We start from the raw sequence: 22,161 nt of genomic DNA, 5'->3' as shown, positions 1-22,161 counted from the left end.
CCGCTAGATTGTCTCCGCCTTGGTGAACTTGATCTCGCTGATGCCGCGTCGTCCGCCTTCGGTGCGGACCATCTGGACGACCACCGGAATGACCTCGCGCAGGTAGTCGAGGATTTCGCTCCGTGAGAGGCCCGTACTGCCCTGCATGACCATCAGCGCCAGCCGCTCGTAGGCGGATCGGGCGGAATTGGCATGAACGGTCGTGAGCGAACCCGGGTGGCCGGTGTTGATCGCCTGGAGGAACGCGAAGGTTTCAGCGCCGCGCAACTCGCCCAACAACAGACGGTCGGGTCGCATGCGAAGCGAGGCCTCGAGCAGCTGTTGCGCGGAGACTTTGGCAAGGCCCTGGTCGCCCTTCGAGGCAATCAGTGTGACGTTGTTGGGAGCCGGCAACCTCAGTTCGCGGGTGTCTTCGATCGTGATGATCCGTTCATGGGCCGGGATCTCCTTCAAGAGTGCATTCAAAAACGTCGTCTTGCCGGTCGACGTACCGCCTGAAACGACGATCGAGACGCGGTTGCGCACCGCATATTGCAGGAAGTCCATCGGCGACGTGTCGTGCAGCATTTCGACAAGTCGCTTTTCTTCGGCTGACAGCGCCAGGCCACTGCCCATCGCCGTGTTTTCGAATGCGCCGAGATCCTTGTAGGCATCAAGGCCCATATCCATGATGACCTGCTTGCGGATCGAGATCGCCCCGCCTTCGGGAGCCGCGGGCGGCAAGATGCATTGGATGCGCTCACCCGACGGTAGCGCGGCCGACAGGACCGGTTTTTCTTCGTTGATGACCTGATTTGTCGCCGAGGCGACGCCAGTCGAGATGTTGCGAATCCAGCCGGGCGTGACCTCGCGCTTGACGACGTGCTCCATTTCCTTCGCGCCGAGGCGTTCGATGAACAATTCACCTGGCCTGTTGATTGCAATCTCGGAAACCGAATCTTCGTTCAAATAGGGCCATATCGGTTCCAGATGAGCGCGCAGGACCGGGGCTCTCGCCCAAGGGTCGGGGAGGGGATGCACGGCATTCATTTCACCGAGCTCCCATAGCCGGGATAAAAATGATCCGTCGGGGTCGCGTAAAGAGGCGTCGGATCGATCGCCGTCTTCGGCCGACCTCCTGCCTTCAGGCGCGCCACTTCTTCCTGGACGGGATCAGCGTACAAATCCGAGAAATCGAGATCTCGCCGCACAAGCACGACGATCGATGTGCCCTGGTTGACGTAGACTGTCGGGCCAATGTTCTGCGTGTCGCGAAACGCCTCTTGCGCGAGTTGCTGCATGGCGGTCGATGACTTATCGAACGCGATGCTGCGCGCGTCGCGCTGCGAGCCATTGCCACCGTAAGTTACGGTCGTGGTCTCACCGGTTACGGGATCGATTGTCGACACCTGACGCTGTTGTCCACCCTGGCTGCTGTCGCCAAGCGAGGACAGATATTCAGAGACACCGCCAACGACGGAAAGCATGATGGCGTTGCCGTACCGTTCAACCCAGTGCGTATCGACACGGCCGCCCATGCCGCCCCGCCCCAGCGCGTCTGCCCCGGGCGACTTGATATCGACGGAAATGCCATCCGAGCGGATGACCCTGCTCCAGACGATGAAAACACGCTTCTGACCGCGCGCAAGCCCCGAGCGATATTCCCCGGTCAGGCGCGAGCCCTTCGGAATCAGGACACGCCTGCCGTCGAGCGAGAAGACATCCTCACGCACGACAGCGCGTACGGCACCGGGAAGGTCGGTGTTGATCGCGGTTTCCAAATAGCCGCGGATGATCGTTCCCTCTGGGATCAACGCATCGGTGCGTCGGAAGACCCTGGCTTTGACGATCCCGGAAGAGCTTGCCTCAGACTGCGCCAGGAATGCCTTGTTGGGATCACTGTCGGCGCCGGGGACCGGGACGATCTGACCGTCGGGCGCGATTTCGACCTGTCCTGCCTGGGCGCCGGCATTCGTCGACCCGGTTTCATCATTCGTCACCATCTGGTTCGACCGCAGGCGTTCCCACACTGCCTTTTCGTGCTCGGCGGCCTCGGCCTTGCGGCGAGCCTCGTCCTCAGCCGCGGCCTTGCGGCGGGCTTCTTCCGCCTCGGCCTTGCGACGAGCCTCCTCGGCCGCCATTTGCGCCTCCAGTGCGCGTCGCTGCGCATCGAGATCCGCGCCCTCCTGCACGGTCTGATCGACGTTGTCTGCCTGCTGCGTGCCACTCTGGTCGGCGGCCGGCGAGGGAACCACGATCTGGTCGATCGTGCCGTCGGCAGGTTGCGGTGGCTCGTTCAACGCCGGCGGGCGAAACTCCGGCGGGTTGAAGTTTTCCTCGCCATCGCTGCGAAGATCGCGCGACACCGGCTCTCGAGGCCAATTCAACCATATCAGCGCGCCTACCAGCACCACGACGAGGCCGACCAGGGCGATCCTGGTACCCACGCCCGCACCGCGGCGCGCGACCGTCGGGCTCCCGTCCAGTTGGTTATAATCGATCTGGGTCATCACCGCCCTCCGCTAGATCCGAACAGCGTGGAACCGCGTGTCAGTTTCGTGGGACCGTAGACCTGCTCGACCGGATCGATAGCGTTGGGTCGGGCCCGGGTGTAGAGGCAGAGCGTCTTGCCATCGGCCCGCAAGGTGAATTGCCGCGCGACTTTGTCGATGACGGTGTATTTGCCCTGCGTGCGAACGTTGACCAAAGACTCGTGGCGCTTGTCGTCGACCACGAAAATCGCCGGAATGTCACCCTTGAATTCCAGAAACACCTTGGTGCCGTCGTCGAATACAGTGCGCGGCTTCAAGCTGTCGTCGCCCTTGTAGGCGTAGTCGTAGTTGAGATCGGCATAGTTCATGTCCTTTAAATCCGGATCGGCGGCGCTCTCCTTGGCCTGCGAGAGCAGCCGCGCGTTGATATCCTCGTCCGGGTATTTGAACCGGACCTGGAAGGATGCCCGGTCCCGGTCATTGTCAGTCGCCTGCAGCAGCAGGGAATAGACGCGCCGGTTGGTGACCACGTTGACATTGGTCCAAGCATCGCGCTCCAGCGGCTTGATGAAGAGGAATCGTGATCCGCGTTTGGGGATGATCGACCAGCCTTTCGTGTCGCCGGCGGAGACGGTTTCGATGACTTCGGTCGGGCTGAGCTCGATCATCGTCGAAATACCGAGAGCTGCGCGCACAGATGTCACGTCGTCGTTGCTAAAGGTGACGTATCGGATGCGGCCGTCGCGCGCGACTGCGCCGTGGATCGTGCCGAGCAGAAGGGCGGCTGACAGGGCGAGGCCCGCGCACCACCTCATTGCAGGCTCCCCGCGGCCGGCGCCGATTCCTGGTCGCGGCGGTAATCCGTAACCTGAAATCCCAGCGGGTTGTCGAAACGCCATTCGTTCTTGAGTGGCGTCGAGGTGTAGCGGAATTTTATCACCGCCACCCAATTGTCGGCCGTGGACGAATTGTCCCGCCGCGTCGTCGTCGCAAAGCGCACCGAGGCTGTGTTGCGATTGAGCAGGGAAACCGACTTGATCTCGACCGAGATGGTGACGTTACGGCCATACGCCTTGTCCAGCGACTGCGGATTTGCAGGCGTGAAAGCCCAAGTCAAATCCTTGGACGCAGCGTCGGTGGAGTAGAGCTGCGCCAGGTCGTAATTCTGTTTCAGTTCGCGGGAATCGTAAGTTTCGCGGGCACGAATGTAGCGCACCAGATTGGCCGCCGTGACGGCTTGGTTCTGGGACAAATCTCCAGGCTTCAGCGCGCGCATGATCTCGAGGTAGCCCGTCGATTTGTCGACCTCCACAACATACGGCTCGAACTGCCGGAGCGGCAGGATCAGCACGAGCGCCAGCAGCGACAACACCGCCACCAGTCCGGAAACGCCGCTGACGATCCATGCCAATGTGCGCGATCGACGCATTGACCTGTGCGTGTCGTCTTCCCAGGTCGCGCCCGCCCTGTAATAGCGCTTGTCGACGAGTTCGCTGCTGCCGCCAGCAGCCGTTTCCGATGCAGTTGACACTTTACTATTGCCTCGTTTGCGTGACGCATCCTGATCCAGCGTCGCGATCGGTGATCGTTCTTGTGTTCTAGGCCAGAGGCCTGGCGTTATCGCGCGCACCTTGCTGGATGGCGGACCGAGTTGCGGCATCCGCCCTTGCTGCTCGCGGGGATCGGAAGCTGTTTGTTGCGAACTGCCGGGCGCCCCGAGCGGCGCGGCCGGCGGCCCATCGTGCTCCGGAATAGCGCACGGCATTCCTGCCGAACCTCCCATAGGAGTAGCGAGCGCCCACGGTGCTGAGATACCCGCCGCCATTGAGGATCGAAGCAATCGAGGGTATCTGCATGAGAACGTAGATTCCGATAATCGTCACCAGCACCAAGGGCAGCACCAGCGACATTTTGCTGTCCATGGTCGCTCCGCCAGACGTGGCGGTGTTCAGCGCCGCGTTGACGAGGGAGAAGTAGAAGCCGAGAAAGCCGTAAATCAGGACTTGCTGAATCATCAGGAAGGTGGTGAGCGAAAGGAAGCCTTCGCTCATGCGCGAGGACCAGCGGTAAAGCCATAGAATGATCCATATCGGCGCCAAGGCGAGCGTGATGAACAACATCACTTTGGCGGCGATGATTGCGGCAATTGCAAGCGCTGCGAAGATGATGGCTGAAAGCAGAACGAGCAGCGACAAGAGCGCGCCAAAAATGTCATAGAAGGACCCGCTGTAGACCTGGTTGGCGACGTCCTGCGCGCCCTGGTACAGGTTATCGATAAGTGCTGGAATTGCCGCCTGGTCGCTAAGCTGGTTGCCCGTCGCGCGCGACACGGCGCCGACGATCACCTTACCGACCTCATCCGGGATGCTTTGAACAAGCTGGTAGATTGTCGCGGAAAATGTGCCCCATCCGGTCAGCAGCAGATAGATGATGACGGCGCGGCCCAGGCGATAGGCCGCTTCAAGCGGCGAAATCGACTCTCGCCCGCTCAGGATCGAATAGCCCCACCACACGATATAGAGGGTGAGCATGAGGGTGAAGACGTTGCCCATCGCATTGCCCAACTGCATATAGACGGTGCGGACGAAGTCCTCGCCGATGTTGTCAATGCCACCGAGAATGCTTTCGGCAAGACCGTTCATGGATCCTCGTCAATGATGCTGGCGAACGGCGTTGAATTGACCGGCTTCAGCGCGCCGCATTCGTCGGCGTGGGCATACGCCAAAGGCCCGCACGGCGCTTTCAGTTCGCGATTAGCGCATCCGAAAAGCACTGCGCCGAGCCCAATCACAGCGCATATGCGCAGCACTCGCCTCGACAAGCGCTAACCTCCGCTCTTGCCAAATTCCGCGAACGGATTGACGTTGCGCGGCGTCATCATCTTCTGCACCTGGCTCTGGCGAAGAAGATCTCCCTTCAGCTTCTCATTCAGGGCCGCGACCGCGCCGTTCTGGACGCCGATCAATTCGTTGACCGCGCGCGCGTTTTCCAGCTGCATTCGTGTGTTCTGGTCCACCGATCCCTTGACGTCCTCAGACTGCCCAATCTGCCCGCTCGCGGATTGCAGGGACTGTTGGCGCCGGGTGACGCCCTGCGAGGCCTGCGAAGTCAGCGCGCTTAGCAGCGAGGCAACGTTGACGCTGCCGCCATAGGCTGTGTTGACGGCGCTCGTCTCCTTGCCGGCAATCTGCTGGAGCTGCTTCACCAGCTGCAGCCCGTTGATGACGGCGCCGGCGATTTTCTGGATTTCAGGTGACAGGCCACCAAAAGAAAGCGCGCCACCATTGAGGATCGATCCGAAGGACGGCGCCTGGGCGATCGACATGTTGCCGCCGAGGCCCATTTGTCCGATCCCGAGCGAACCGTCACGGCTGCCACTGAGAGCCTGCAGGATCTCCTCGCTCTTTTTCAGAATATCCTTGTTCGAATCCATGATGGAGTTGGTGTTCTCCGCATTCTTGCGGGCGACATCGAGATTGGCGCCATCGATGACGGCAATCTGTGCAAAGCCCGCGCTCGTCCAAAGCGCCATGCCGGCAGCAATCGCGAATTTCTTCATGTCAGCCTCCTATTGCTGTAGGGAATTGATCACGTTGGCAGCGCCGGCAGGATCACTGGTGATGATCATCGAGCGGCTGTCGGCCGAGCTTGCCTCCGCGTTCTCAACCGCGCATGGTAGCCACCGGCCGCGATCGATCTTCAATCGTTCCAGTTCCGCGGGATCACAAGAGAACGGGTTTGGAGAGCCGCTCTTCGGCTGTTGAATCAGCTTGGACGACTGCGATGCCTGAACATTCTGCAACGATAGAAGTTGGGCCAGCAACGCCGTAAAATCCCCCGCTTGGGCGAGGTACTGGTTGGTGACATCGGCGTTGATCCCACGAGCCGACGAGTTCAGCTCCCAAGCGTCCTTGTATTCGGTTACCTGGCCAACATTGCCCGCCAGCGCGTCGATTGCCGCGTCGTTGGCGCCCATCTGCGATGAGCTTGCATCGAGGCCGCCAGCCGCCTTCCTCACCGCGCCCATAGCCGCGTTCTGGGCCGTGCCGCCCGCGCCGTCGGCCGTTACGATCGAGAATGGTGGCGGCGCGGCGGCCGGAGCCTTGCCGCTCGATACATATTCGTTGAAGTAGCTGTTCCAACGGCCGACACCGCCGGCCCACTGGTTTTGCTCGCCTGCGTTGGATCCATTGTAGAAGGAGGCGAGACAGCTATAATTCGTCGCCCCGCATTGCTTCACGCCCATTCCGAGATATTTGACACCGCCTTCGACATTCTGCTCGTTCACGTCGCGGTCAAGTCCCATGGACTTACCGGTGCCTTTGGTCAGTTGCATGACGCCTTTGACGCCGGTGTGGCTCCCGGCGCATGTGTCGAAGCGCGATTCCTGATAGGCAACGGACAGCGCCAGGCCTTCGGGCACGCCGTATTTCTGCGCGTAATAGCGGATCATCTTCACGTTGCCCGCGTCGCGCTGCAACGCTTCGGCCGGGGATCGGCGAAACATCTGTGAGCGGTATTTGTTCGAGTAGGTGCAGACGACACTTTTCTTCTTGTCGGTTTCGTCCCTTTTGGCCTCATCCGACTTCGTACTGTGCTGCTCGTCCTCTTGCCGCTTTTCGAGGTTTGAATCGTCGATGACGGCGATCTGAGCGGCAGCCACGGTCATGCTTTCCGCCGTCGCGAGAGCCACGGCCAGACAAAAGCTGCTAAGCCGCTTCGTCATGCTCGTTCTCCCATCCGCAGAAGTACGGCAGCCACATCTCCGGCTCGTCGCCGAAGGTTTCCCGGAGCCGTGCGCATTCCTTGCTGTTGGCTTCATTCGAGGACAAGACCTTGATGAGATCGGGCATCGCCGACAAATCGAGCTTGGCGACGATCGAGTCGCTGTCGTGCTTGACCAGGAAGGTGCGTGTCTCCTTCGCGGTGCGGCGCACGAACTCGAATTCCTTCGCTGTCAGCGAGAAGCGCTCCATGTAGGACTCCTTGCTCGCCTTCGGGTTGGGGAAGAAAATGTTGGTCTTCGTTTGCTCGATCAGTGACGACGAAATGGAGGAACTGACGACGTCTTCCGCTGTCTGTGTGCCGAAGCCGACCACCCCGTTGCGGCGACGAATGGTCTTCAGCGTCTCATTGATGAAGGCGGCGAAAACCTCGTCGTCCAGCAGCTTCCAACCTTCATCGAGGAAGAGCATGATTGGCGAACCGTCGATGACGTCTTCAAGACGGTGGAAGATGTAGAGCAACGCCGCCGAGCGCAGCTTTCTGTCGCCCAGGATCTTCGTCATGTCGAACCCGACAACGGGCTTCGAGAAATCAACCAAATCGACAGGATTGTTGAAAAGCCAGCCCTTGTCCTTCGGGTCGAGCCAGGGCTGTATCCTCGCGGCCAAATCGTTCATGCCAGGCATGAGCGAGCCCCGCAGCACTTCCGGCAGCAGGTCGAAGGTCCGCCGTTCGCGCGGGATCTTGTAGATCATGTCGACGGCGGCGTTGATGACGCGCATCTCGGCCACGTCCAGCGCGCCGCGTTCCGGCGTCAGAATGTAGAGGAGCAAATCTTCCAGGAAAGAACGGTTTTCTGCCGTGTCATCAAGCTGCAATGGCGCGAACCCAGTCGGCTGAGAGGGTTCCATCACCTCGTAACGACCGCCGAGCGCCCGAACGAAAATTTCAGCGCCGCGCATGTAGTCGAAATAGACGCATCGCGGCCGCGGCATGATGCGCATGGCCTGCGCCATCAGGAACGACAGCACCACGGTCTTGCCCGAGCCGGTCGGGCCAAACACCGTGAAGTGCCCGACATCGTGAACGTGGAAATTGAAATAGTAAGCCGTCTGGCTGGTCGTTTCGAGCAAAGCGATGGGCCGTTTCCAATGCAGCCGCTCACGTTGGCCGGACGGGAAATTATGTCCCGAAAACAGCCCGGCAAAGTTAAGAGACGAGATCAACGCACGTCGCGCGATGTAGCTGAAATTTCCTGGCAACTGCGCCCAGAAGGCCAGTTCCGTGTTCAGTGTCTCGCGTATCGGCACGATCGACATGCGCGAAAGCTCGGCCGTGATGTCGGACAGCGCACGGTTGAGACCGTTCATGTCCGGCGCCAATGCCATGACGCTCATGTGATGTTGTCCGAAAACGACTTCGCCGCCGGCCAGCTTATCGGCGCCGTCGTGTACGGACTCCTCGACCGTCGTGCCCGCCTCGTCGGAACCCTCAACCTGGTTGGCGATGGTGTTGATCCTGCGCATCGCCGTTACACGGTCTTCGATCGCGAAACTCTGCGTCAGGACAAACTCATGGGGCAGGCGCAACAGACCGTCCAATGAGCCCGGAGCGGTGAACGGCGGGTATTCCTTGATTGACACCATGGCGCCGAGTTTGGCTTGGTCCGGCGCGCGAAGTTCCAGCGCCGACTTGCCGAAAAACAGCTGCCGCGTCGCCAGAACATCGCCAAGGCTCATGCGTGGCAGAGGCATTTCCACGTCGCCGCCGCCGGCGAGGATCTTCGCCAAGAATTCCGCGGGCTCGGAAAAGAAGCTGTCGCGGCGCTTCACGACGCCGAGAAGACGCCCGCCGTAAGCGGTGAAATCCTTGACCATCCCGGCAAGGATGTCATGCAGTTCCACTATTGCTTCTTCGCGGGTTTCTTCGCCTGCGGTGCTGATGCGGAATGCATTGAGCGCCTTGTCCACCCAGCCGACACGGCCGACCATCGGGCGGCGTATGACCGTCAGATAGGCCTCGTTGACGAAAAGGTTCTTCGACCCAAGCTCATCCATGTAGCGGGCATCGAGCTCGGCTACGAAAGGATTGTCAAAGTCGCCTTCGATCTCCGGCGTCACGTGGCGGCGGATGATCGTTGTGTAGACCGCAAAGCGCGAGGTCGACAGGTTGCGGAACGTGGTGTTGCGGTTGAACATTCGGCTGTTCAACTCGGCCTGGTCCATCGTCTGGAACGGCAGGCCGCTGAGCTGGATGGCGCCGACCAGAAAGCCGCTCTTCGTCACGATCAGATTGTCATCGACATGGCGAAGGTAGGGGATGTGCATTGCCGCGGGTTTTTCGCGGCGGCGCTCACGGCCAAATTTCAGGTCGGCATCGAGGCTCATGGCGAATAGCTCCTCGCCCCCCAAAAAGTAAGGTTCGCCACCGCTCCGCGTTTGGAGATGCGCCGCTCGAAAATATGAAACATGTAGGGGTCGCGCTGGCACAGATATGCGCTGACCAGATGCACCACGCCGAACACGCCAAGGCCGAGCATGAAGCTGCTCGTGGCGATAAAGCCGATCACCGCCAGGATGCCGTTCAGTGCAAAAACTTCATATCGCACCCCCCATTTCATTGGGGGGCGTGTCAGGGGCAGGCTGACCGGCTCGACATAGACTTCTTCGTCATCCATGTCTCAGCCGCCTCCCGCGGTCGCGCGAACCGCATCCACCAGCTGGGCAGCGCCGAAGATCAGGGCGATGCCGATGATGATGGAAAAAGCCATCATCCACGCCAGGCGGCCCGTCATGGCGAGGAAGCCGAGAAAACAGACCGCGATGATGGCGAATGAGCGCGCTATGTTGCCCTGCAGAACGCCGACGAACCACTCCAGCACGTTTTCGACTGGCGCGGCCGACTGGGCGTACGCAATGGTTGGCGCGAGTGCTATTCCGACCGCCGAGGCCAAGGCCAGTTTCAGGGCAAATTTGCCCGCTTTCCTGTATTCCACCCTTGGCTCCTTTCAGTTGCCGAAATCCATGACATGACCATCCTGCCAAGGGTCCTCGTTTGCTGGCGGAGCGGCCGCGGGCATTTCGGATTTGGTCAGGGCGGATTTCTTCACGACACCGCCGAACTTCCAGCGGTTCAAAATTTTCACGATGTATTCGGCCGTCTCCGGATTCACCGGAATGCCCTGCGTCTTGTAGACGCTGTTAGGCCCGGCGTTATAAGCCGCAAGCATCAGCAGCGGATCCTGGAACTCGTCATAGAGTGACTTGAGATAGCGAAGGCCAGCCCGGACATTCGCCTCTGTATCGCAACGGTCGCTGACGCCGAGATCGGCGGCCGTGGCCTGCATCAGCTGCATGATCCCCAGGGCTCCGGCCTTGGACGGACCTTGACTGGCGCCGAGATCGCTTTCAGCCCATGCAATCGCCTCGGCCAGATCGGCGTCGAATTCTTCTTCCTGCGCGATTGAACGCACAAGTTGGGCGACTTTAGTACGGTTTCCCGTTTTGCACGCCCCCTGCCTTTTCTGCCCGCCCGTGGCAATGGGATCTGTCGGCGTTGCAAAGGCGACTGCTACGCGGTCTGATGCCAGATCACGGCCGAGCGCTTGCAACGGTATTGCAGCAGCATAGAGGGTCAACAGAAGAGCTGTGCGAGTGTTCATACTGTCGCCAAAATTTAACACTTTACTATGGCTACACGCAGCCCTAGTAAAGTGTCAACACCATATGCACCGCAGGGACGAATTTCGATGAAACAGACTGCCCTTTGCACGGTTTTGCTGCTCCAGGGTGCCGTGGCTTATGCTGCCGGCGCCGACGCCCCAAATGCCTTCGCGCAGCCGTCGGAGCGCTACCTGCTTCAGTTTGCCAAGCCGGGTGAGAAGGTGTTCGTCTATGAGCGCTACGATGCCAAAGGCGCGCTCTTTCAGCGCGATGCGGCGACCCTCATCTCGCCGGTCAAGGTGCCGTCGGCGACCGAGCGCGTCATCAACGGCGTGACCTACCGGCTGCGCGGCCTTGCGGCCTGCCCAAGACCAAAAATTACCTACAAGACGCAGGAGTGGGACTGCACGAAGGCCGCGCAGGACTATGAAGAAGGCATCTACAACGATCGTGCTTCTGTCGTGCTTTGCAAAACACTGGTGCTGCAGAGCAGGCAGGGGGAACCCGACGCTGTGTCGTGTTTCTCTCTCGTGGGTGCGGGCAACGCAAACGACCCGTACAACGTCGCCTACGACGATGACGAAATGGTCTTCTTCGACATGGCGGAAATCGGACGCAACAAGGACGGCAGGTCGCTGCGCCCCGATCTGGAGCACTCCGCCGACCTCGGTGGACAGTTCCAGGAATGAAACAGGCGAGCTTTGCAGTGTTGGCCGCATTCTCGGTATGCGCATCGGCACAGGCGCAACATGTCCCCGATTCCGCCGCTCCAATTCCCTTGGTGGTATCGAAATCGGCTCAACTGCTTACCGGAGATACCTGGCGCGACGGCGATCACATTTTCCGGCTCTATGGAGTCCAGTCATGTCTTCGCGGCACATCAGCCGAAGAGCCAAATGGTAACAAAGTCGATTGCGGGAATACCTCGCTGGCGCACGTTGGCAGCCCTATTCGATAGCGCCGCAGTGACATGCCAGCCAATCGGCTACGCCCTGGACAAGGCGGTTTTTGTCGTTTGCGGTGCGCAGCTGAATGGCGAAACAATTGACGTTGGCACCGCGCTCATAGCTACCGGATACGCATTTGCCGCGACGACAGCAAAGGGCAAAGCCGTCAATGAGAACTACCTCGTCGCGGAAATCAACGCTAAGATGAAACGCACAGGTCTGTGGAGCACGACGTTTCAGCATCCTGTTCAGCTGCTGCTAAACAAGCGATCGGAGATACAATAATGAAGCACGACGATGAGGCGCACAAATATTACTATCCCGTGGAAGGACGCACCGACGGCGCCATCGGCGATGCTATCGCATTCATCGCGATCATCTTGGTGCCTGCGGGGCTCTATGCGGCCTGGAATACCGTGGCCTCATGGATTTCGGCGCTGTTCTCCTAGGACTGCAGTTTCGTGAAAGAACCGAGCAACGCGCGCCAATCGTCGTCATCAATCTCGCACCAACCGTTCCCCAACAACCGCCGGAAATAACCTGCCTTCATTTTCATCTCAACGACATCGGCCACCGGCGCAGCGGCCGCGCGCCGCCGCGCGATAGCCTCTTCCGCCATGACCGAGTCCAATCGCCGGCCGATCTGGGTCGCGTCCGGCCCTTCGGCCCCCATCCATCGCCTACCGAGACGTTCAACCATGGCGACTGCTTGACGATGCGCCGCGAGCAGATTCGCGACCTCATCAGCCTCTTCCATCACTCCGTTGTTACAGACCACTTGAATGGGCATCGACCGGCTCCACGCGCATCTCGTCATTCGATCATCTCCCGCACCGGGATAAAAACGTTGATTGAGGACGAAGGCACGATAGGATACGAAGCCAAGCGAAACGGGACGAAACTAGAGCCTATAAGTTGTTGTTTAAGAATGGAAAGTTATTTCTCCCTCCGCCGAGAGACGGGAGTGATTTCAAAGAATTGTTCAAGCGACTGGCGGCGGCGGGTGCGGGTCGGCTGTTGGCCAAAGACGGGTTTCCTGCAGGCCCATGGACGCCCGAGCTCCTTGCAGAGGCGATTTCACAGATTGATTCCAATCGGGTCGGGGTCGATCTGCGAACGGTGCAGCTTTGGTTTCAAGAGAACGAGAAGGGAATTAGCACTGCCAACATTCGCTGGCTGGCGAGGATTTTTGGATGCGATGATCCGGTCGCAACTAGCGAATGGCAGATGGAGCTTAGTGCGGCGCAATCGCGGTTATCGGCCAAGAGACGAGAATGGAAGAGAGCCGGGAGCAGCGTTGCACAGGAGATTCCAGATACGGCATTGACCGCGAACTTCGATGACGAGCCAGATTCACCGGCAGAGCTGATACGGGAAACTGACGCCAAAGGGCCGAGGCGCCGTCTTAGTTTGGCGAGGAAATCGGAGGCGTTTTTTAGTCGCGGATCTCCCCTGAATTTACCGGCGTCGGTGTTTGCGGGTGTCACCGCTCTTGGGTTTTTGTCGTATCTTACGGGGATTCACAGCGTGACTTATGGCCGGGCGGATGGCGTCGTCAAGCAGGTTGGGTTTCTTTGGACGGCGAATTGGACATTCGTTTTCATGGTATTTTTGCCACTGTTTTTCGCCTTCGTGACCGAGCTGGTGACCTTCTGGAGAGATGAAGGCCGCCCACAGCTTGTAGCGCAGGGCGACAAGATGGAAAGCGACGATGCCTGGGCGCGCAGCGTAGAAGCATCTTCGTATTCATATTGGGCGGTTTTTTTGATTTGTATGTTATTCGCCGGTCTCTTTCAGTGGATCGGCGTGTCGTTAATCCCGTTGCTCAAAGGTGGTGGCAGCTATGCGACGGATTGGGGCTCGTTAGCGATTGTGCGCCCTGAGGTTATATCGGTGCCGGAAGCGGTCGTATTCACAGGGCTCGCTTACCTATACATGTGCATCTGTTTTTATCTGTTCTTCGCAGGCCTCATTTTGCTTCATACGGTAATCCATGATCTTTGGAAAATTGGAGAAGCAGCGAGTAATGCGCCGGAGGTGGATTATCAACACCAGCTCCATGAAACCAGCCTCAGGGTTATGCGTGCGATTTTTCGGTGTACTGTTTTGGGGTTTCTGATCGCCATAGTAATGAAGCTCCAGAGTGCTTACCTGACATCGCGTGGAGAAAACATTGTGGCTTGGTTGGTCGGCGATATGTCTTCCGCCTTCCAAGGGAGCTATGATGTGGGCGCCGGGATTAGCTACCGTAGGCCGACCCATTACAGTAGCCTTCTTGTCGCTATTTCGACCTGTGTTGTATTTCTGTACGGCTTCATCCGCATAGGTGTCGAACGTCGGTTTCTTATGCCTTTGTGGAGGATGTCAGCGATCGTAGCGTTACTCGGGGCTGGCTACTTGCTGATCGATGCATTTGTTGGCTTTTCGATCCTTCTGGGCGTTGGAGTGCTGTTCGCAATATACGGCCTGTTTGATCCAGGGTTGGGGCGATGGCAAGCGAGTAAGTTAGGAAACAATCAGAGTGTATCGTAGGTGGCTTGATCATTGGGATGAGCGGCGGGCGCGACGCGGTGAGGAAGAGAAGAAACCAACGGGTTTCGCCCTTGACGCGGAACGCGCCTTTCCAGGTGCGAAGAAGATAACAAGTAGTATCGAGGAATTCTGTGCCCTTGCGGACCTAGCCGTGGCTGATCCAGCCTTTTTCGATGACCCGAATGTGAGTTATCAGGGGTTTGAAAGGCGAGATGGCTGGCTGAAATTTCCATCGGACATTTCTACTGATGTCGAACAGAACAATGTCGTCTCGGCGAAAGTCACAGAAAGCGGGTCGTTCGATCAGGCGATGGTGATTTTTCACCATTGGAATGCAAACGCCCGGAATCGTCAGATTGCCCACTTTTTCTCGCGGCGTGGCATCACGGTTGTCGAGATTGCTATGCCTTATCACTTGGAACGTAGCCGACCCAGCTCCGTGCACGCTGACTATATGCTTAGCCCTAATCTCGGTCGAACGATCCAATCGGTAAGGCAGGCAGTGTTGGATGGGCGAAAACTCATACGTTGGTTGAAGATCGAAGGCTATCGAGAGATTTCGGTTCTCGGTATGAGCTTAGGCTCCTGGGTTGCGGGTATGGTCGCGGCGCACGACTCGGCTGTGTCAAAAGCCTCGTTGTTTCTGACGGCGGGGAGTCTAGCGGATATGGTTTGGACGGGTCGCGCGACACGATTGATACGTGATAGCCTTGAGCCTGAGATTGAGCTGACCGATCTCAGAAGGGCCTGGGGTCCACTTAACTTGGAGAACTACGCCCATAGTTTGGCACGGCCTGATCTCGATCTTCATGTTGTGTTGGCTAAGAGAGACAAAGTGGTGTTGCCAGAGCTATCGGAGAGGTTCATGCAGGCGTTAAAGGACGCCGGAGCTAGACCAGATATTTTGAGATTGAACTGTGGTCACTATTCGCTCGCCATGCCGCCTTACATTTTATTGGCCGGTTTGAGCTTGAAGCGGTTTCTGTCGCGTGCTGACAAGTCGGCCCAGCGAGCATGAGTTTGGCTTTGGCCGGTCAGTTAATTAGCAAATTCTCTGGTAGGCATCACGACACGAAACTGATGAATGTGGGGTCGCCCCCTACCTGATCCGACCCTTGGAAGTGGCCGACAAAGGCGCAGGCATGACACCCCTGTTCTTTACAGCCGCCGGCAATCACACCGGGCTAGGTTTGACGGCTTGTTCTCATACGGTTTCGACCTCATTTGAAAGCTGTTCATCGGCAGCATTTCCGGCGCCGGCACAGTCGTCCATGCCAAAATCCCCTTTATCATCCCCGCCGCTATAACAGGCTAACAGCCGACGACGACAGGATTTGCCCGACAGCCGCGGCGGGGGCGTCGCTAGTCAGCCGCCGGGCCCGACCGGCAGCGCATAGGAGCGGTCGCCGGTTGGGGCGACACCTTAAGGAAAACTCGTGGGGCGCCTAGGTGTCGGCTCTGCCAGGCGGGATCTTTTCGGAAAACAGGAAGGTCGCTGGATCAAGTTTCAACGCCTTGGCGATCGCCGCAATCGTGTCCACGCTGATATTGCCGCTCGCGCGTTCCAGTTTCGTGAATGTCGCCTCCGCCACACCGATGAGCTCGGCCATCTCATAGCGGTGCAAAGTACGTCGTTGTCGCTCAAAATCGATGATGTGCGCCAGCCGCTTGCGGATCGCATTGTCGTCCAACCGATGCGCCCATTCCGGAACTTTCTTACCGCCGGCGAGCAGTCCTGCAAAAGACACTTGCAAGCCGTTTGCCATGATCTGCAGCGTCGTCAATGTGACATTATTTTTCTGACGCACAGTCTGAATGTAGGTTCGATAGGCCAGTTTTTCGCCCTCGGCGGTCCGAAACAGCTCGGCCATGTGCATGTGGGATAGGCCACGTTTGGCTTTCTCCCGCTCAAGCGTCAGGGCAATGTTGGCGCGCAACGGGTTGTTGACCAGGCCCGCGTCGTCTCGGTTCATAAATCGGTGTAGTCGCACAAACCTGCCTTTTCGATCTGTCCTTTTTTGCGCGGATCATCCATAGTAAACTATCAAAATCCGCAGCGAGGAAATTGCTATGACCATATTCAAATTCCTTCTGGGGGGTGCCGTCGCCATCGCGGGCGCCGCAGCTCTTCCATCCCAATCAAAAGCGTCGGAATGGGGCTGTGAGGTCCTCCTGTGTCTGTCTGGCGACTGGCAAGGTACCCCCTCGTGCCACCCACCAATTTACAAGTTGATTGCGGCGATGGAAGCCCCGGGTTTTGACTGGCCGACCTGTCCGCAAGCCAACTCCAGCGCGGCGAGATTTGAGAAGTATGAGGATTGTCCGTCTGGCTGGCAAGCAGTTGGCAGCTACGAATCCGATCGGCCGGGCATAGGTCAAGAACGAGACATCTGCCGCATCGCGCCGGATAGGCTCTCGTTGCCCGTCGTTCTCAAGAACAGCGGACTCGGTGGGCATCATGGAGACGGATCCGGACAGGTCCAAATCGAAATCAACGGTAAGTTGGTGACGGCAAAAATCCAGACAACGGGAAACGATCGAGGGCATTCCCTTGGTAATGGCCCCACCTACTACACCATCCCTCGGCCGATGCGCGGAAAGCCCTGGTTCATCGAGTATGACGACTCGAACGGCATGCGCCAGAAAAGCTGGTTCAATCTCAACATGCCATAAGCCCGGCGATCACGCAGGACGAGGCTCTATGAGGGTCACAATTCAGGGAGGTTTGTAGTGTTCAAGGCGTTTCTGCTGTCCACTGTGATTATGAACACAGGCGCAGTGTTGACGGCGGCTGGTCAGAGCGACAGGCCGCGATCAAGCGTGGACAATCCTATGTGGCCGGCTTCACTGAAATGGGACTGCAAGACCGCTGCCAAGATCGTTTGTGAGCGTGATGGCAGTTGCTCAGTGGCTGAGGACCACACTGAATTTGTGTTGAACTACGGCAGCAACGAAGCCGAGTTCCCGGCCAGCAATGTCAGGATCAAACGCCACTATCAACAGACCGTGCAGGCAAGCCCTTTGCAGCAGGAAGTTAAAGTCGAACTGGCCGACAATCGCGTTCTTTGGCTGACGGCCGTGGATGCGAGCCGCACTTATTCGCAAGCGTGGGTCGGCGCACTGAGCGAGTTGAAGGGTGGCGCGGTACTGATGGAATCCGAGGGGGTCTATTGCATGCCGCACAAGTGAGTGCGCCGAGAGGGGAGGCGAGCGCGACACCGCCAGCCAGTTAGAAATGCGACAGTGACGCTCCTACCTGGCACGACCTAAGCGCCTGACGTTGCCCCCAGTTTCTATCCAGTTTTGAGTTCGTTTCCGGCGTGGGTTGTGCCCTGCTGGGCGGGTGAAGCGACGGGCGCTGGCGCGGAGCCTTTGGCATAGCGCAGCGCGAGCGACCGTCGCGGATTGAAGGTGCTGGCGAACTCGGCCGGTGTCTGCCAGGCGATTTGGGAGTGCGGCCGCGCGGTGTTGTACAACTCAGCGACGGAACACCCACGGGACCGACCAACGCGAGCTTCTTTATCCATGGCATCCCTGGGCTGAGCGCCAAGTCTTTATCCATGAAGTGATCGAGAAGGGTGACGCGTCGGTCTTCCGCTGCACCCTTTCTGGCCAGCCATTGCACCGGTGGTTGGAGGTTCCGGCGTGGATGTTCGATCGGGGCCCCCGCGCGAGCTGGCGTATCACTACTGCTCCGCACGTCGACCTTGCCGCGCTTGGCGCCCTGGCGACACTGCTCCGGGACACGGGTGCCCCATCGCAATCGCAGGAGATGGGCGCAGCATTGGGCTCTCACGACGCGAATCGGGGAGATGTCCATGCCGCGCCAGCCCACGACATACCAGTTCGATCTGTTCTCGAAGCTGAACGACGCCGAGACGGTGCAGACGCCGCAATGGCAGGCGCTGCCCGCCGAGACGCGCCGATCAGTGACGAAGCTGATTGTCAGCCTGATTCTCGATCACGTCGACGGCGACCGCTCTCCCGGACGGGAGGAGGTGCGTCATGATGCATGAGAAGATCAGACCGCACCATCTGGAGCGCAAGGCGATCCTGTATGTGCGGCAGTCGTCAGCCCATCAGGTCCTGCACAATCGCGAGAGCAGCGCCCTGCAATATGCGATGCGCGATCGCCTGACGTCGCTCGGTTGGTCTCGCATCGACACGATCGACGACGATCTCGGCCGTTCGGCCGCTGGCGGCGTCGCCCGCGCCGGTTTCGACCGGATGGTCGCAGAGGTTTGTCTCGGCAAGGTCGGGGCGGTTGCGGCACGGGAGGTATCGCGGTTTGCCCGCAATAGCCGCGACTGGCAGCAGCTCATCGAGATGTGCCGCGTCGTCGACACTGTGCTGATCGACCAGGAGACGGTCTATGCGCCGCGCCAGGGCAATGATCGGCTGCTGCTGGGATTGAAGGGCAGTCTCAACGAGTATGAACTCGATCTTCTGCGCCAGCGTTCGCTCTCGGCCCGCTACGAAAAGGCCCGCCGCGGCGAACTCGTTGTTGCAGCCCCTGTGGGCTTCGTAAAGGTCGGTGATCGCCTGGAGAAGGATCCGGATCGCCGCGTGCAGGAAGCCATCACTCTTGTGTTCGACAAGGTCGCCGAACTTGGCAGCGCCCGTCAGGCCCTGATGTGGTTCCTCGAGCATGGGCTGGATTTGCCCGCCAAGCGCAACAATGGCGACGTCGTGTGGCGCAGGCCGAACTATGCGACCATCCACCGGATGATCGAGAACCCGATCTACGGCGGCGCCTACGCCTATGGTAAGACGCGTGCTGCGCCCGGATTTGGCCCATCCGCCGTTCGAACAGGTATCCGACGCAGGACGCGCGAGGAATGGCTTGCCCTGATCCCGGGCAACCATGAAGGCTATGTCAGTTGGGAAAGGGCTGAGGCGATCCGCCAGATGGTGAGCGACAATGTGACCACGGGCGGGCATCACGGAGCGCCCAAGCATGGCGACGCGCTGCTGGCCGGTCTTGTCCGCTGCCGGCGCTGCGGCCGCAAGCTCACGGTGCGATACACGGGCGCCAAGCACAACATTCCGCGCTATTCCTGCTGGCGGGGCCTGCTCGACAATGGCGAGCCGCGCTGCATCGCCTTCGGCGGGCTGCGCGTCGACGATGCGATTGAGGGAGCACTCTTACGTGTCGTCGAGCCCGGCGCGATTGCTGCCGCCGCCGAGGCCGAGGCGCAGGCAGCCGGGCGCCGCGACCAGGTCCGGGACGCCCTCAGCCGCGATCTGGAAGCTGCCCGCTACTCCGCCGAGCGGGCTTTCCGGCAATATGACGCCGCCGATCCCGAAAACCGGCTGGTTGCGGCGGAACTGGAGGTGCGATGGAACCGCGCCCTCGCGCATGTCGGCGACATCGAAAGCCGGATCGCTGCCCATGATGCAGCGACACCGAAACCGTCACCTGTGGTGGGAAAGGACATCGCTGCGCTTGCCGGAGACCTTCGCACCGTCTGGTCGGCGCCGACGACGGATGCCAGGCTCAAGAAGCGCATCGTGCGCACCGTTATCCAAGAAGTGGTCGCCGATATCGATGATGAAGCCTCCGAGATCGTCCTGCTGATCCATTGGATCGGCGGCGTCCATACAGAACTGCGTCTGCCGAAACGGCGACGTGGCCAGCGCAATGCGACCTCCGCCGACATCATCGCAGCCATCCGGCAACTGGTGCTGATCGCCAGCGATGACCTGATCGCCGGCATTCTCAACCGGAACGGCCTGGTGACTGGGCATGGCAATCGCTGGACACGGGAGCGGGTCACTGCGCACAGGTCGCATCACAAGATCCCGGTCTTCCGCCCGGCGCTGGACGGCATTGAGCCATACCTCAATCTGAACAAGGCGGCGCGCCTCCTCGGCGTCTCACCGAAGACCCTCAGGCTCGTCGCCGAATCCGGCGAGATCAAGGGTATCCATCCCCTGCCGGATGGCCCATGGATCTTCAAGCGATCAGAACTTGGAAAGCCGGAAGCCCAGCGGATTGTTCGTCGCGCGCGACAAAACCCCAAATACCCCGCGGGATCGCATCCCGATCAGCAAAACCTATTCGCTTCAACGACATAGACAGATGGGTGTTATGAAACAGGATTGTAGTCGGCGTGCCACAGGGCGATGGCTACGCGCGCCTGAGCCAGCGAGGTAAACAGCGTCTCGTTGAGCAGTTCATCGCGCAGTCGGCCGTTGAAGCTCTCGATGAAGCCATTATCCGGCATGTTGTTCTCGGTGCCATCGTTTGTTCGGTCGTCAGGTTTCGTTAAGCTTGGCGCATCCGGGCCACGGGGCACCGGGAGCACGCAAGTGCGGGCAGGCCGTCGTATGCAGATGAACTGCGAGTTCGAGCACGTTATCTGGCCGCCCCTACGACTCGCCCGGATGCGCTGCGAGCGCGGATCCGTATTTGTCGTGTTGCCCGCTGGCTCCCTGTTCGTGACCAACGATGGAGGGAACCGTGCGTATTATCGGCATGGACATACACCGCGTAGCCGCGGAGGTCGTGTCGTTGCTTGATGGCGAGATCGTCAAGCTCGGCCGCGTTCAAATGCTGCGCAATAAACTCGAGGAGTTCGCCAGGAGGGAACTCACCCACGATGATCATGTGGTGATCGAGGCGACCGGCAATGCCACGGCCGTCGCTGAAGTGCTGTCGCCCTACGTGGATCGGATCGTGATCGCCAATCCCAAGCAGGTGCACATGATCGCGCACGCGAAGGTGAAGACTGACACGATCGACGCCACTGTCCTTGCGAAGCTCTACGCCTCGGGCTTTCTGCCGGAGGTCTGGGTTCCGGATCCGGGGACCCTTGCCCTCCGAAGACAGGTCACCAGGCGGACACAGCTGGTTCGCCAACGTTCGCGGCTGAAGAACCTAATCCAGTCAATCCTCCACGCCCACCTGATCCCGCCGTGTCCGCATGGGAACCTGGTCGGGATCAGCGGGCGCAAATGGCTGACGAGGCAAATATTGCCTGCGGATGAGCGCGCCGCCATCGAGCGCCACCTCGGCTTGATTAACCAGATCAACGAGGCGTTGACGGTGGTCGAGGCGGATATCGCGGTGCATGCCCTCCAGGATCCGACAATCCGCCGCCTGATGACGTTGCCCGGCATCGACCTCACGGTGGCTGCAATCCGAGCGTGCGGCAGTCCGGTGAGGGGCCAGCCTATCACGGGCGCATCACGAAGCAGGGCCGCGGCCATGCGCGGGGGATGCTGGTCGAGGCGGCATGGGCGGCTGCGCGCTCGCCCGGACCTCTGCGTGCCTTCTACAAGCGGATCGCCTCGCGCCGCGGGAAACACATCGCGGCTGTCGCCACCGCGCGCAAGCTCGCGATGATCATCTGGCACATGCTGAGCAAGGGGACCGACTACATCTGGGCCCGGCCGACCTTGCTCGCCCGCAAGTTCAGATCGGTCGAGCTGCGTGCCGGCCTTCCGACCAGCCATGCCAGGCGCGGCACCGCCTTCGACTACAACATCCCGGCCAAGCGCGCCGAAGAACGATCTCGGGTCGAGAAGGCGGAAGCTGCCTATGCAGCAGTGACTTCCCGATGGCGAACGAGGCCGGAGAGGCAGAAGGCTGTGGAAAAAGCTGCCGCGAAGGCTGTGGAAAAAGCTGCCGAATGAGAAGAAGGGGCTATTCTACAACATCCGTCTGCATCGGCTTGCCGGGCGCAATGTAATGCCATTCGACGCGGTTCTGATCCGCCCAGGAGAGGATGGCGTTCGAGGTGAACTCGCTGCCATAGCACCTACGGAATGACGGAGCGGCGGCGACCGGGAGAGCGGTGCGCGCAGCTTTTCGCTGCAGGC

At 59.6% G+C, this 22,161-nt stretch carries 22 protein-coding genes and 2 pseudogenes; 10 read left to right on the top strand and 14 right to left on the bottom strand.

The window, feature by feature from the left end; genetic code table 11:
* Positions 1–3: 3 nt before the first annotated feature.
* The 11 genes from virB11 to DH08_RS14390 form a co-directional block, all read right to left on the bottom strand.
* A complete protein-coding gene (gene virB11, locus DH08_RS14440; RefSeq protein WP_192179934.1) occupies positions 4–1,029 on the bottom strand; it encodes a P-type DNA transfer ATPase VirB11 in 1,026 nt (341 codons plus the stop codon).
* Entirely contained in the window at positions 1,026–2,489 is a 1,464-nt protein-coding gene (gene virB10 / locus DH08_RS14435; RefSeq protein WP_192179933.1) for a type IV secretion system protein VirB10, read from the bottom strand. Before virB10 ends, virB11 begins: the two co-directional genes overlap by 4 nt.
* Positions 2,489–3,286: a TrbG/VirB9 family P-type conjugative transfer protein gene (locus DH08_RS14430; protein WP_192179932.1), complete on the bottom strand. Its 798-nt coding sequence runs from the start codon at positions 3,284–3,286 to the stop codon at positions 2,489–2,491. The genes virB10 and DH08_RS14430 overlap by 1 nt, the downstream gene beginning before the upstream one ends.
* Positions 3,283–4,131, bottom strand: coding sequence for a VirB8 family type IV secretion system protein (locus tag DH08_RS14425; protein ID WP_246800839.1), 849 nt, complete (start codon positions 4,129–4,131; stop codon positions 3,283–3,285). The genes DH08_RS14430 and DH08_RS14425 overlap by 4 nt, the downstream gene beginning before the upstream one ends.
* Positions 4,070–5,113, bottom strand: a complete 1,044-nt coding sequence (locus DH08_RS14420; protein ID WP_192179931.1) for a TrbL/VirB6 family protein — start codon at positions 5,111–5,113, stop codon at positions 4,070–4,072. Before DH08_RS14420 ends, DH08_RS14425 begins: the two co-directional genes overlap by 62 nt.
* Positions 5,114–5,295: 182 nt before the next feature.
* A complete protein-coding gene (locus tag DH08_RS14415) occupies positions 5,296–6,030 on the bottom strand; it encodes a type IV secretion system protein (protein ID WP_192179930.1) in 735 nt (244 codons plus the stop codon).
* Between the two features lie 9 nt (positions 6,031–6,039).
* Positions 6,040–7,197 carry a lytic transglycosylase domain-containing protein gene (locus tag DH08_RS14410; RefSeq protein WP_192179929.1) on the bottom strand — a complete coding sequence of 386 codons (1,158 nt, stop codon included), beginning with the start codon at positions 7,195–7,197 and terminating at the stop codon, positions 6,040–6,042.
* Positions 7,181–9,583 (bottom strand): VirB4 family type IV secretion/conjugal transfer ATPase, encoded by a 2,403-nt coding sequence (locus DH08_RS14405; RefSeq protein ID WP_192179928.1) that lies wholly within the window; start codon positions 9,581–9,583, stop codon positions 7,181–7,183. The genes DH08_RS14410 and DH08_RS14405 overlap by 17 nt, the downstream gene beginning before the upstream one ends.
* Positions 9,580–9,873, bottom strand: coding sequence for a VirB3 family type IV secretion system protein (locus tag DH08_RS14400; RefSeq protein WP_137935424.1), 294 nt, complete (start codon positions 9,871–9,873; stop codon positions 9,580–9,582). Before DH08_RS14400 ends, DH08_RS14405 begins: the two co-directional genes overlap by 4 nt.
* A 3-nt stretch (positions 9,874–9,876) precedes the next feature.
* Entirely contained in the window at positions 9,877–10,191 is a 315-nt protein-coding gene (locus tag DH08_RS14395) for a TrbC/VirB2 family type IV secretion system protein (protein ID WP_345892394.1), read from the bottom strand.
* 12 nt (positions 10,192–10,203) lie between these two features.
* A complete protein-coding gene (locus tag DH08_RS14390; protein ID WP_192179926.1) occupies positions 10,204–10,857 on the bottom strand; it encodes a lytic transglycosylase domain-containing protein in 654 nt (217 codons plus the stop codon).
* 87 nt (positions 10,858–10,944) lie between these two features.
* Between DH08_RS14390 and DH08_RS14385 the strand changes: the two genes are divergently transcribed.
* The 3 genes from DH08_RS14385 to DH08_RS14375 all read left to right on the top strand — a co-directional run bounded on the left by DH08_RS14385 (position 10,945) and on the right by DH08_RS14375 (position 12,254).
* Positions 10,945–11,547 carry a hypothetical protein gene (locus DH08_RS14385; protein WP_192179925.1) on the top strand — a complete coding sequence of 201 codons (603 nt, stop codon included), beginning with the start codon at positions 10,945–10,947 and terminating at the stop codon, positions 11,545–11,547.
* A gap of 207 nt (positions 11,548–11,754) precedes the next feature.
* Positions 11,755–12,090, top strand: coding sequence for a thermonuclease family protein (locus DH08_RS14380; protein WP_192179924.1), 336 nt, complete (start codon positions 11,755–11,757; stop codon positions 12,088–12,090).
* The gene (locus DH08_RS14375; RefSeq protein ID WP_189478909.1) at positions 12,090–12,254 is read left to right on the top strand and encodes a hypothetical protein; all 165 of its coding nucleotides are present in this window, start codon (positions 12,090–12,092) and stop codon (positions 12,252–12,254) included. Before DH08_RS14380 ends, DH08_RS14375 begins: the two co-directional genes overlap by 1 nt.
* Here DH08_RS14375 and DH08_RS14370 read toward each other — a convergent pair.
* Entirely contained in the window at positions 12,251–12,595 is a 345-nt protein-coding gene (locus DH08_RS14370; protein WP_192179923.1) for a hypothetical protein, read from the bottom strand. The two genes, DH08_RS14375 and DH08_RS14370, sit on opposite strands and share 4 nt — an antisense overlap.
* A 128-nt stretch (positions 12,596–12,723) precedes the next feature.
* Between DH08_RS14370 and DH08_RS14365 the strand changes: the two genes are divergently transcribed.
* The gene (locus DH08_RS14365; protein WP_192179945.1) at positions 12,724–14,337 is read left to right on the top strand and encodes an RcgA family putative transporter; all 1,614 of its coding nucleotides are present in this window, start codon (positions 12,724–12,726) and stop codon (positions 14,335–14,337) included.
* Positions 14,327–15,355, top strand: a complete 1,029-nt coding sequence (locus DH08_RS14360) for an RcgR family putative quorum lactone hydrolase (protein WP_192179922.1) — start codon at positions 14,327–14,329, stop codon at positions 15,353–15,355. Before DH08_RS14365 ends, DH08_RS14360 begins: the two co-directional genes overlap by 11 nt.
* A gap of 427 nt (positions 15,356–15,782) precedes the next feature.
* Here DH08_RS14360 and DH08_RS14355 read toward each other — a convergent pair whose 3' ends face one another.
* Complete coding sequence (locus DH08_RS14355; protein ID WP_192179921.1) at positions 15,783–16,310, bottom strand: helix-turn-helix domain-containing protein; 528 nt, start codon at positions 16,308–16,310, stop codon at positions 15,783–15,785.
* A gap of 97 nt (positions 16,311–16,407) precedes the next feature.
* On the opposite strand from DH08_RS14355, the gene DH08_RS14350 reads away from it, so the two are divergent.
* The 4 genes from DH08_RS14350 (at position 16,408) to DH08_RS14335 (ending at position 20,415) form a co-directional block, all read left to right on the top strand.
* A complete protein-coding gene (locus DH08_RS14350) occupies positions 16,408–17,010 on the top strand; it encodes a hypothetical protein (RefSeq protein ID WP_192179920.1) in 603 nt (200 codons plus the stop codon).
* 57 nt (positions 17,011–17,067) lie between these two features.
* Positions 17,068–17,526 (top strand): hypothetical protein, encoded by a 459-nt coding sequence (locus tag DH08_RS14345; protein WP_192179919.1) that lies wholly within the window; start codon positions 17,068–17,070, stop codon positions 17,524–17,526.
* Positions 17,527–18,155: 629 nt separating this feature from the next.
* Positions 18,156–18,353: a hypothetical protein gene (locus tag DH08_RS14340; protein WP_127248159.1), complete on the top strand. Its 198-nt coding sequence runs from the start codon at positions 18,156–18,158 to the stop codon at positions 18,351–18,353.
* Positions 18,343–20,415 (top strand): recombinase family protein, encoded by a 2,073-nt coding sequence (locus DH08_RS14335; protein ID WP_192179918.1) that lies wholly within the window; start codon positions 18,343–18,345, stop codon positions 20,413–20,415. The genes DH08_RS14340 and DH08_RS14335 overlap by 11 nt, the downstream gene beginning before the upstream one ends.
* 23 nt (positions 20,416–20,438) lie before the next feature.
* Here DH08_RS14335 and DH08_RS14330 read toward each other — a convergent pair.
* Positions 20,439–20,555: pseudogene (locus DH08_RS14330) on the bottom strand (integrase core domain-containing protein); the annotation flags it as partial.
* Positions 20,556–20,800: 245 nt separating this feature from the next.
* Between DH08_RS14330 and DH08_RS14325 the strand changes: the two are divergent.
* Positions 20,801–21,975, top strand: a pseudogene (locus DH08_RS14325) (IS110 family transposase).
* Positions 21,976–22,161 lie beyond the last annotated feature (186 nt).

It is taken from the genome of Mesorhizobium amorphae (genome assembly GCF_014843845.1).
In the GTDB taxonomy this organism is placed as follows: domain Bacteria; phylum Pseudomonadota; class Alphaproteobacteria; order Rhizobiales; family Rhizobiaceae; genus Mesorhizobium; species Mesorhizobium amorphae_A.
Note: the sequence above shows the minus strand (reverse complement) of the source record. Positions and strands in the feature narration are given on the sequence as shown.

Excerpts from the sequence above, each read along its gene's own strand:
- DH08_RS14355 (WP_192179921.1), bottom strand. The coding sequence starts at position 16,310 with ATGAACCGAGACGACGCGGGCCTGGTCAACAACCCGTTGCGCGCCAAC.
- DH08_RS14420 (WP_192179931.1), bottom strand. The coding sequence starts at position 5,113 with ATGAACGGTCTTGCCGAAAGCATTCTCGGTGGCATTGACAACATCGGC.
- DH08_RS14385 (WP_192179925.1), top strand. The coding sequence starts at position 10,945 with ATGAAACAGACTGCCCTTTGCACGGTTTTGCTGCTCCAGGGTGCCGTG.
- DH08_RS14430 (WP_192179932.1), bottom strand. The coding sequence starts at position 3,286 with ATGAGGTGGTGCGCGGGCCTCGCCCTGTCAGCCGCCCTTCTGCTCGGC.
- DH08_RS14405 (WP_192179928.1), bottom strand. The coding sequence starts at position 9,583 with ATGAGCCTCGATGCCGACCTGAAATTTGGCCGTGAGCGCCGCCGCGAA.
- DH08_RS14340 (WP_127248159.1), top strand. The coding sequence starts at position 18,156 with ATGCCGCGCCAGCCCACGACATACCAGTTCGATCTGTTCTCGAAGCTG.
- DH08_RS14410 (WP_192179929.1), bottom strand. The coding sequence starts at position 7,197 with ATGACGAAGCGGCTTAGCAGCTTTTGTCTGGCCGTGGCTCTCGCGACG.
- DH08_RS14425 (WP_246800839.1), bottom strand. The coding sequence starts at position 4,131 with ATGCCGCAACTCGGTCCGCCATCCAGCAAGGTGCGCGCGATAACGCCA.
- DH08_RS14390 (WP_192179926.1), bottom strand. The coding sequence starts at position 10,857 with ATGAACACTCGCACAGCTCTTCTGTTGACCCTCTATGCTGCTGCAATA.
- DH08_RS14370 (WP_192179923.1), bottom strand. The coding sequence starts at position 12,595 with ATGCCCATTCAAGTGGTCTGTAACAACGGAGTGATGGAAGAGGCTGAT.
- DH08_RS14375 (WP_189478909.1), top strand. The coding sequence starts at position 12,090 with ATGAAGCACGACGATGAGGCGCACAAATATTACTATCCCGTGGAAGGA.
- DH08_RS14380 (WP_192179924.1), top strand. The coding sequence starts at position 11,755 with ATGGTAACAAAGTCGATTGCGGGAATACCTCGCTGGCGCACGTTGGCA.
- DH08_RS14400 (WP_137935424.1), bottom strand. The coding sequence starts at position 9,873 with ATGGATGACGAAGAAGTCTATGTCGAGCCGGTCAGCCTGCCCCTGACA.
- DH08_RS14335 (WP_192179918.1), top strand. The coding sequence starts at position 18,343 with ATGATGCATGAGAAGATCAGACCGCACCATCTGGAGCGCAAGGCGATC.
- DH08_RS14415 (WP_192179930.1), bottom strand. The coding sequence starts at position 6,030 with ATGAAGAAATTCGCGATTGCTGCCGGCATGGCGCTTTGGACGAGCGCG.
- virB11 (WP_192179934.1), bottom strand. The coding sequence starts at position 1,029 with ATGAATGCCGTGCATCCCCTCCCCGACCCTTGGGCGAGAGCCCCGGTC.
- DH08_RS14350 (WP_192179920.1), top strand. The coding sequence starts at position 16,408 with ATGACCATATTCAAATTCCTTCTGGGGGGTGCCGTCGCCATCGCGGGC.
- virB10 (WP_192179933.1), bottom strand. The coding sequence starts at position 2,489 with ATGACCCAGATCGATTATAACCAACTGGACGGGAGCCCGACGGTCGCG.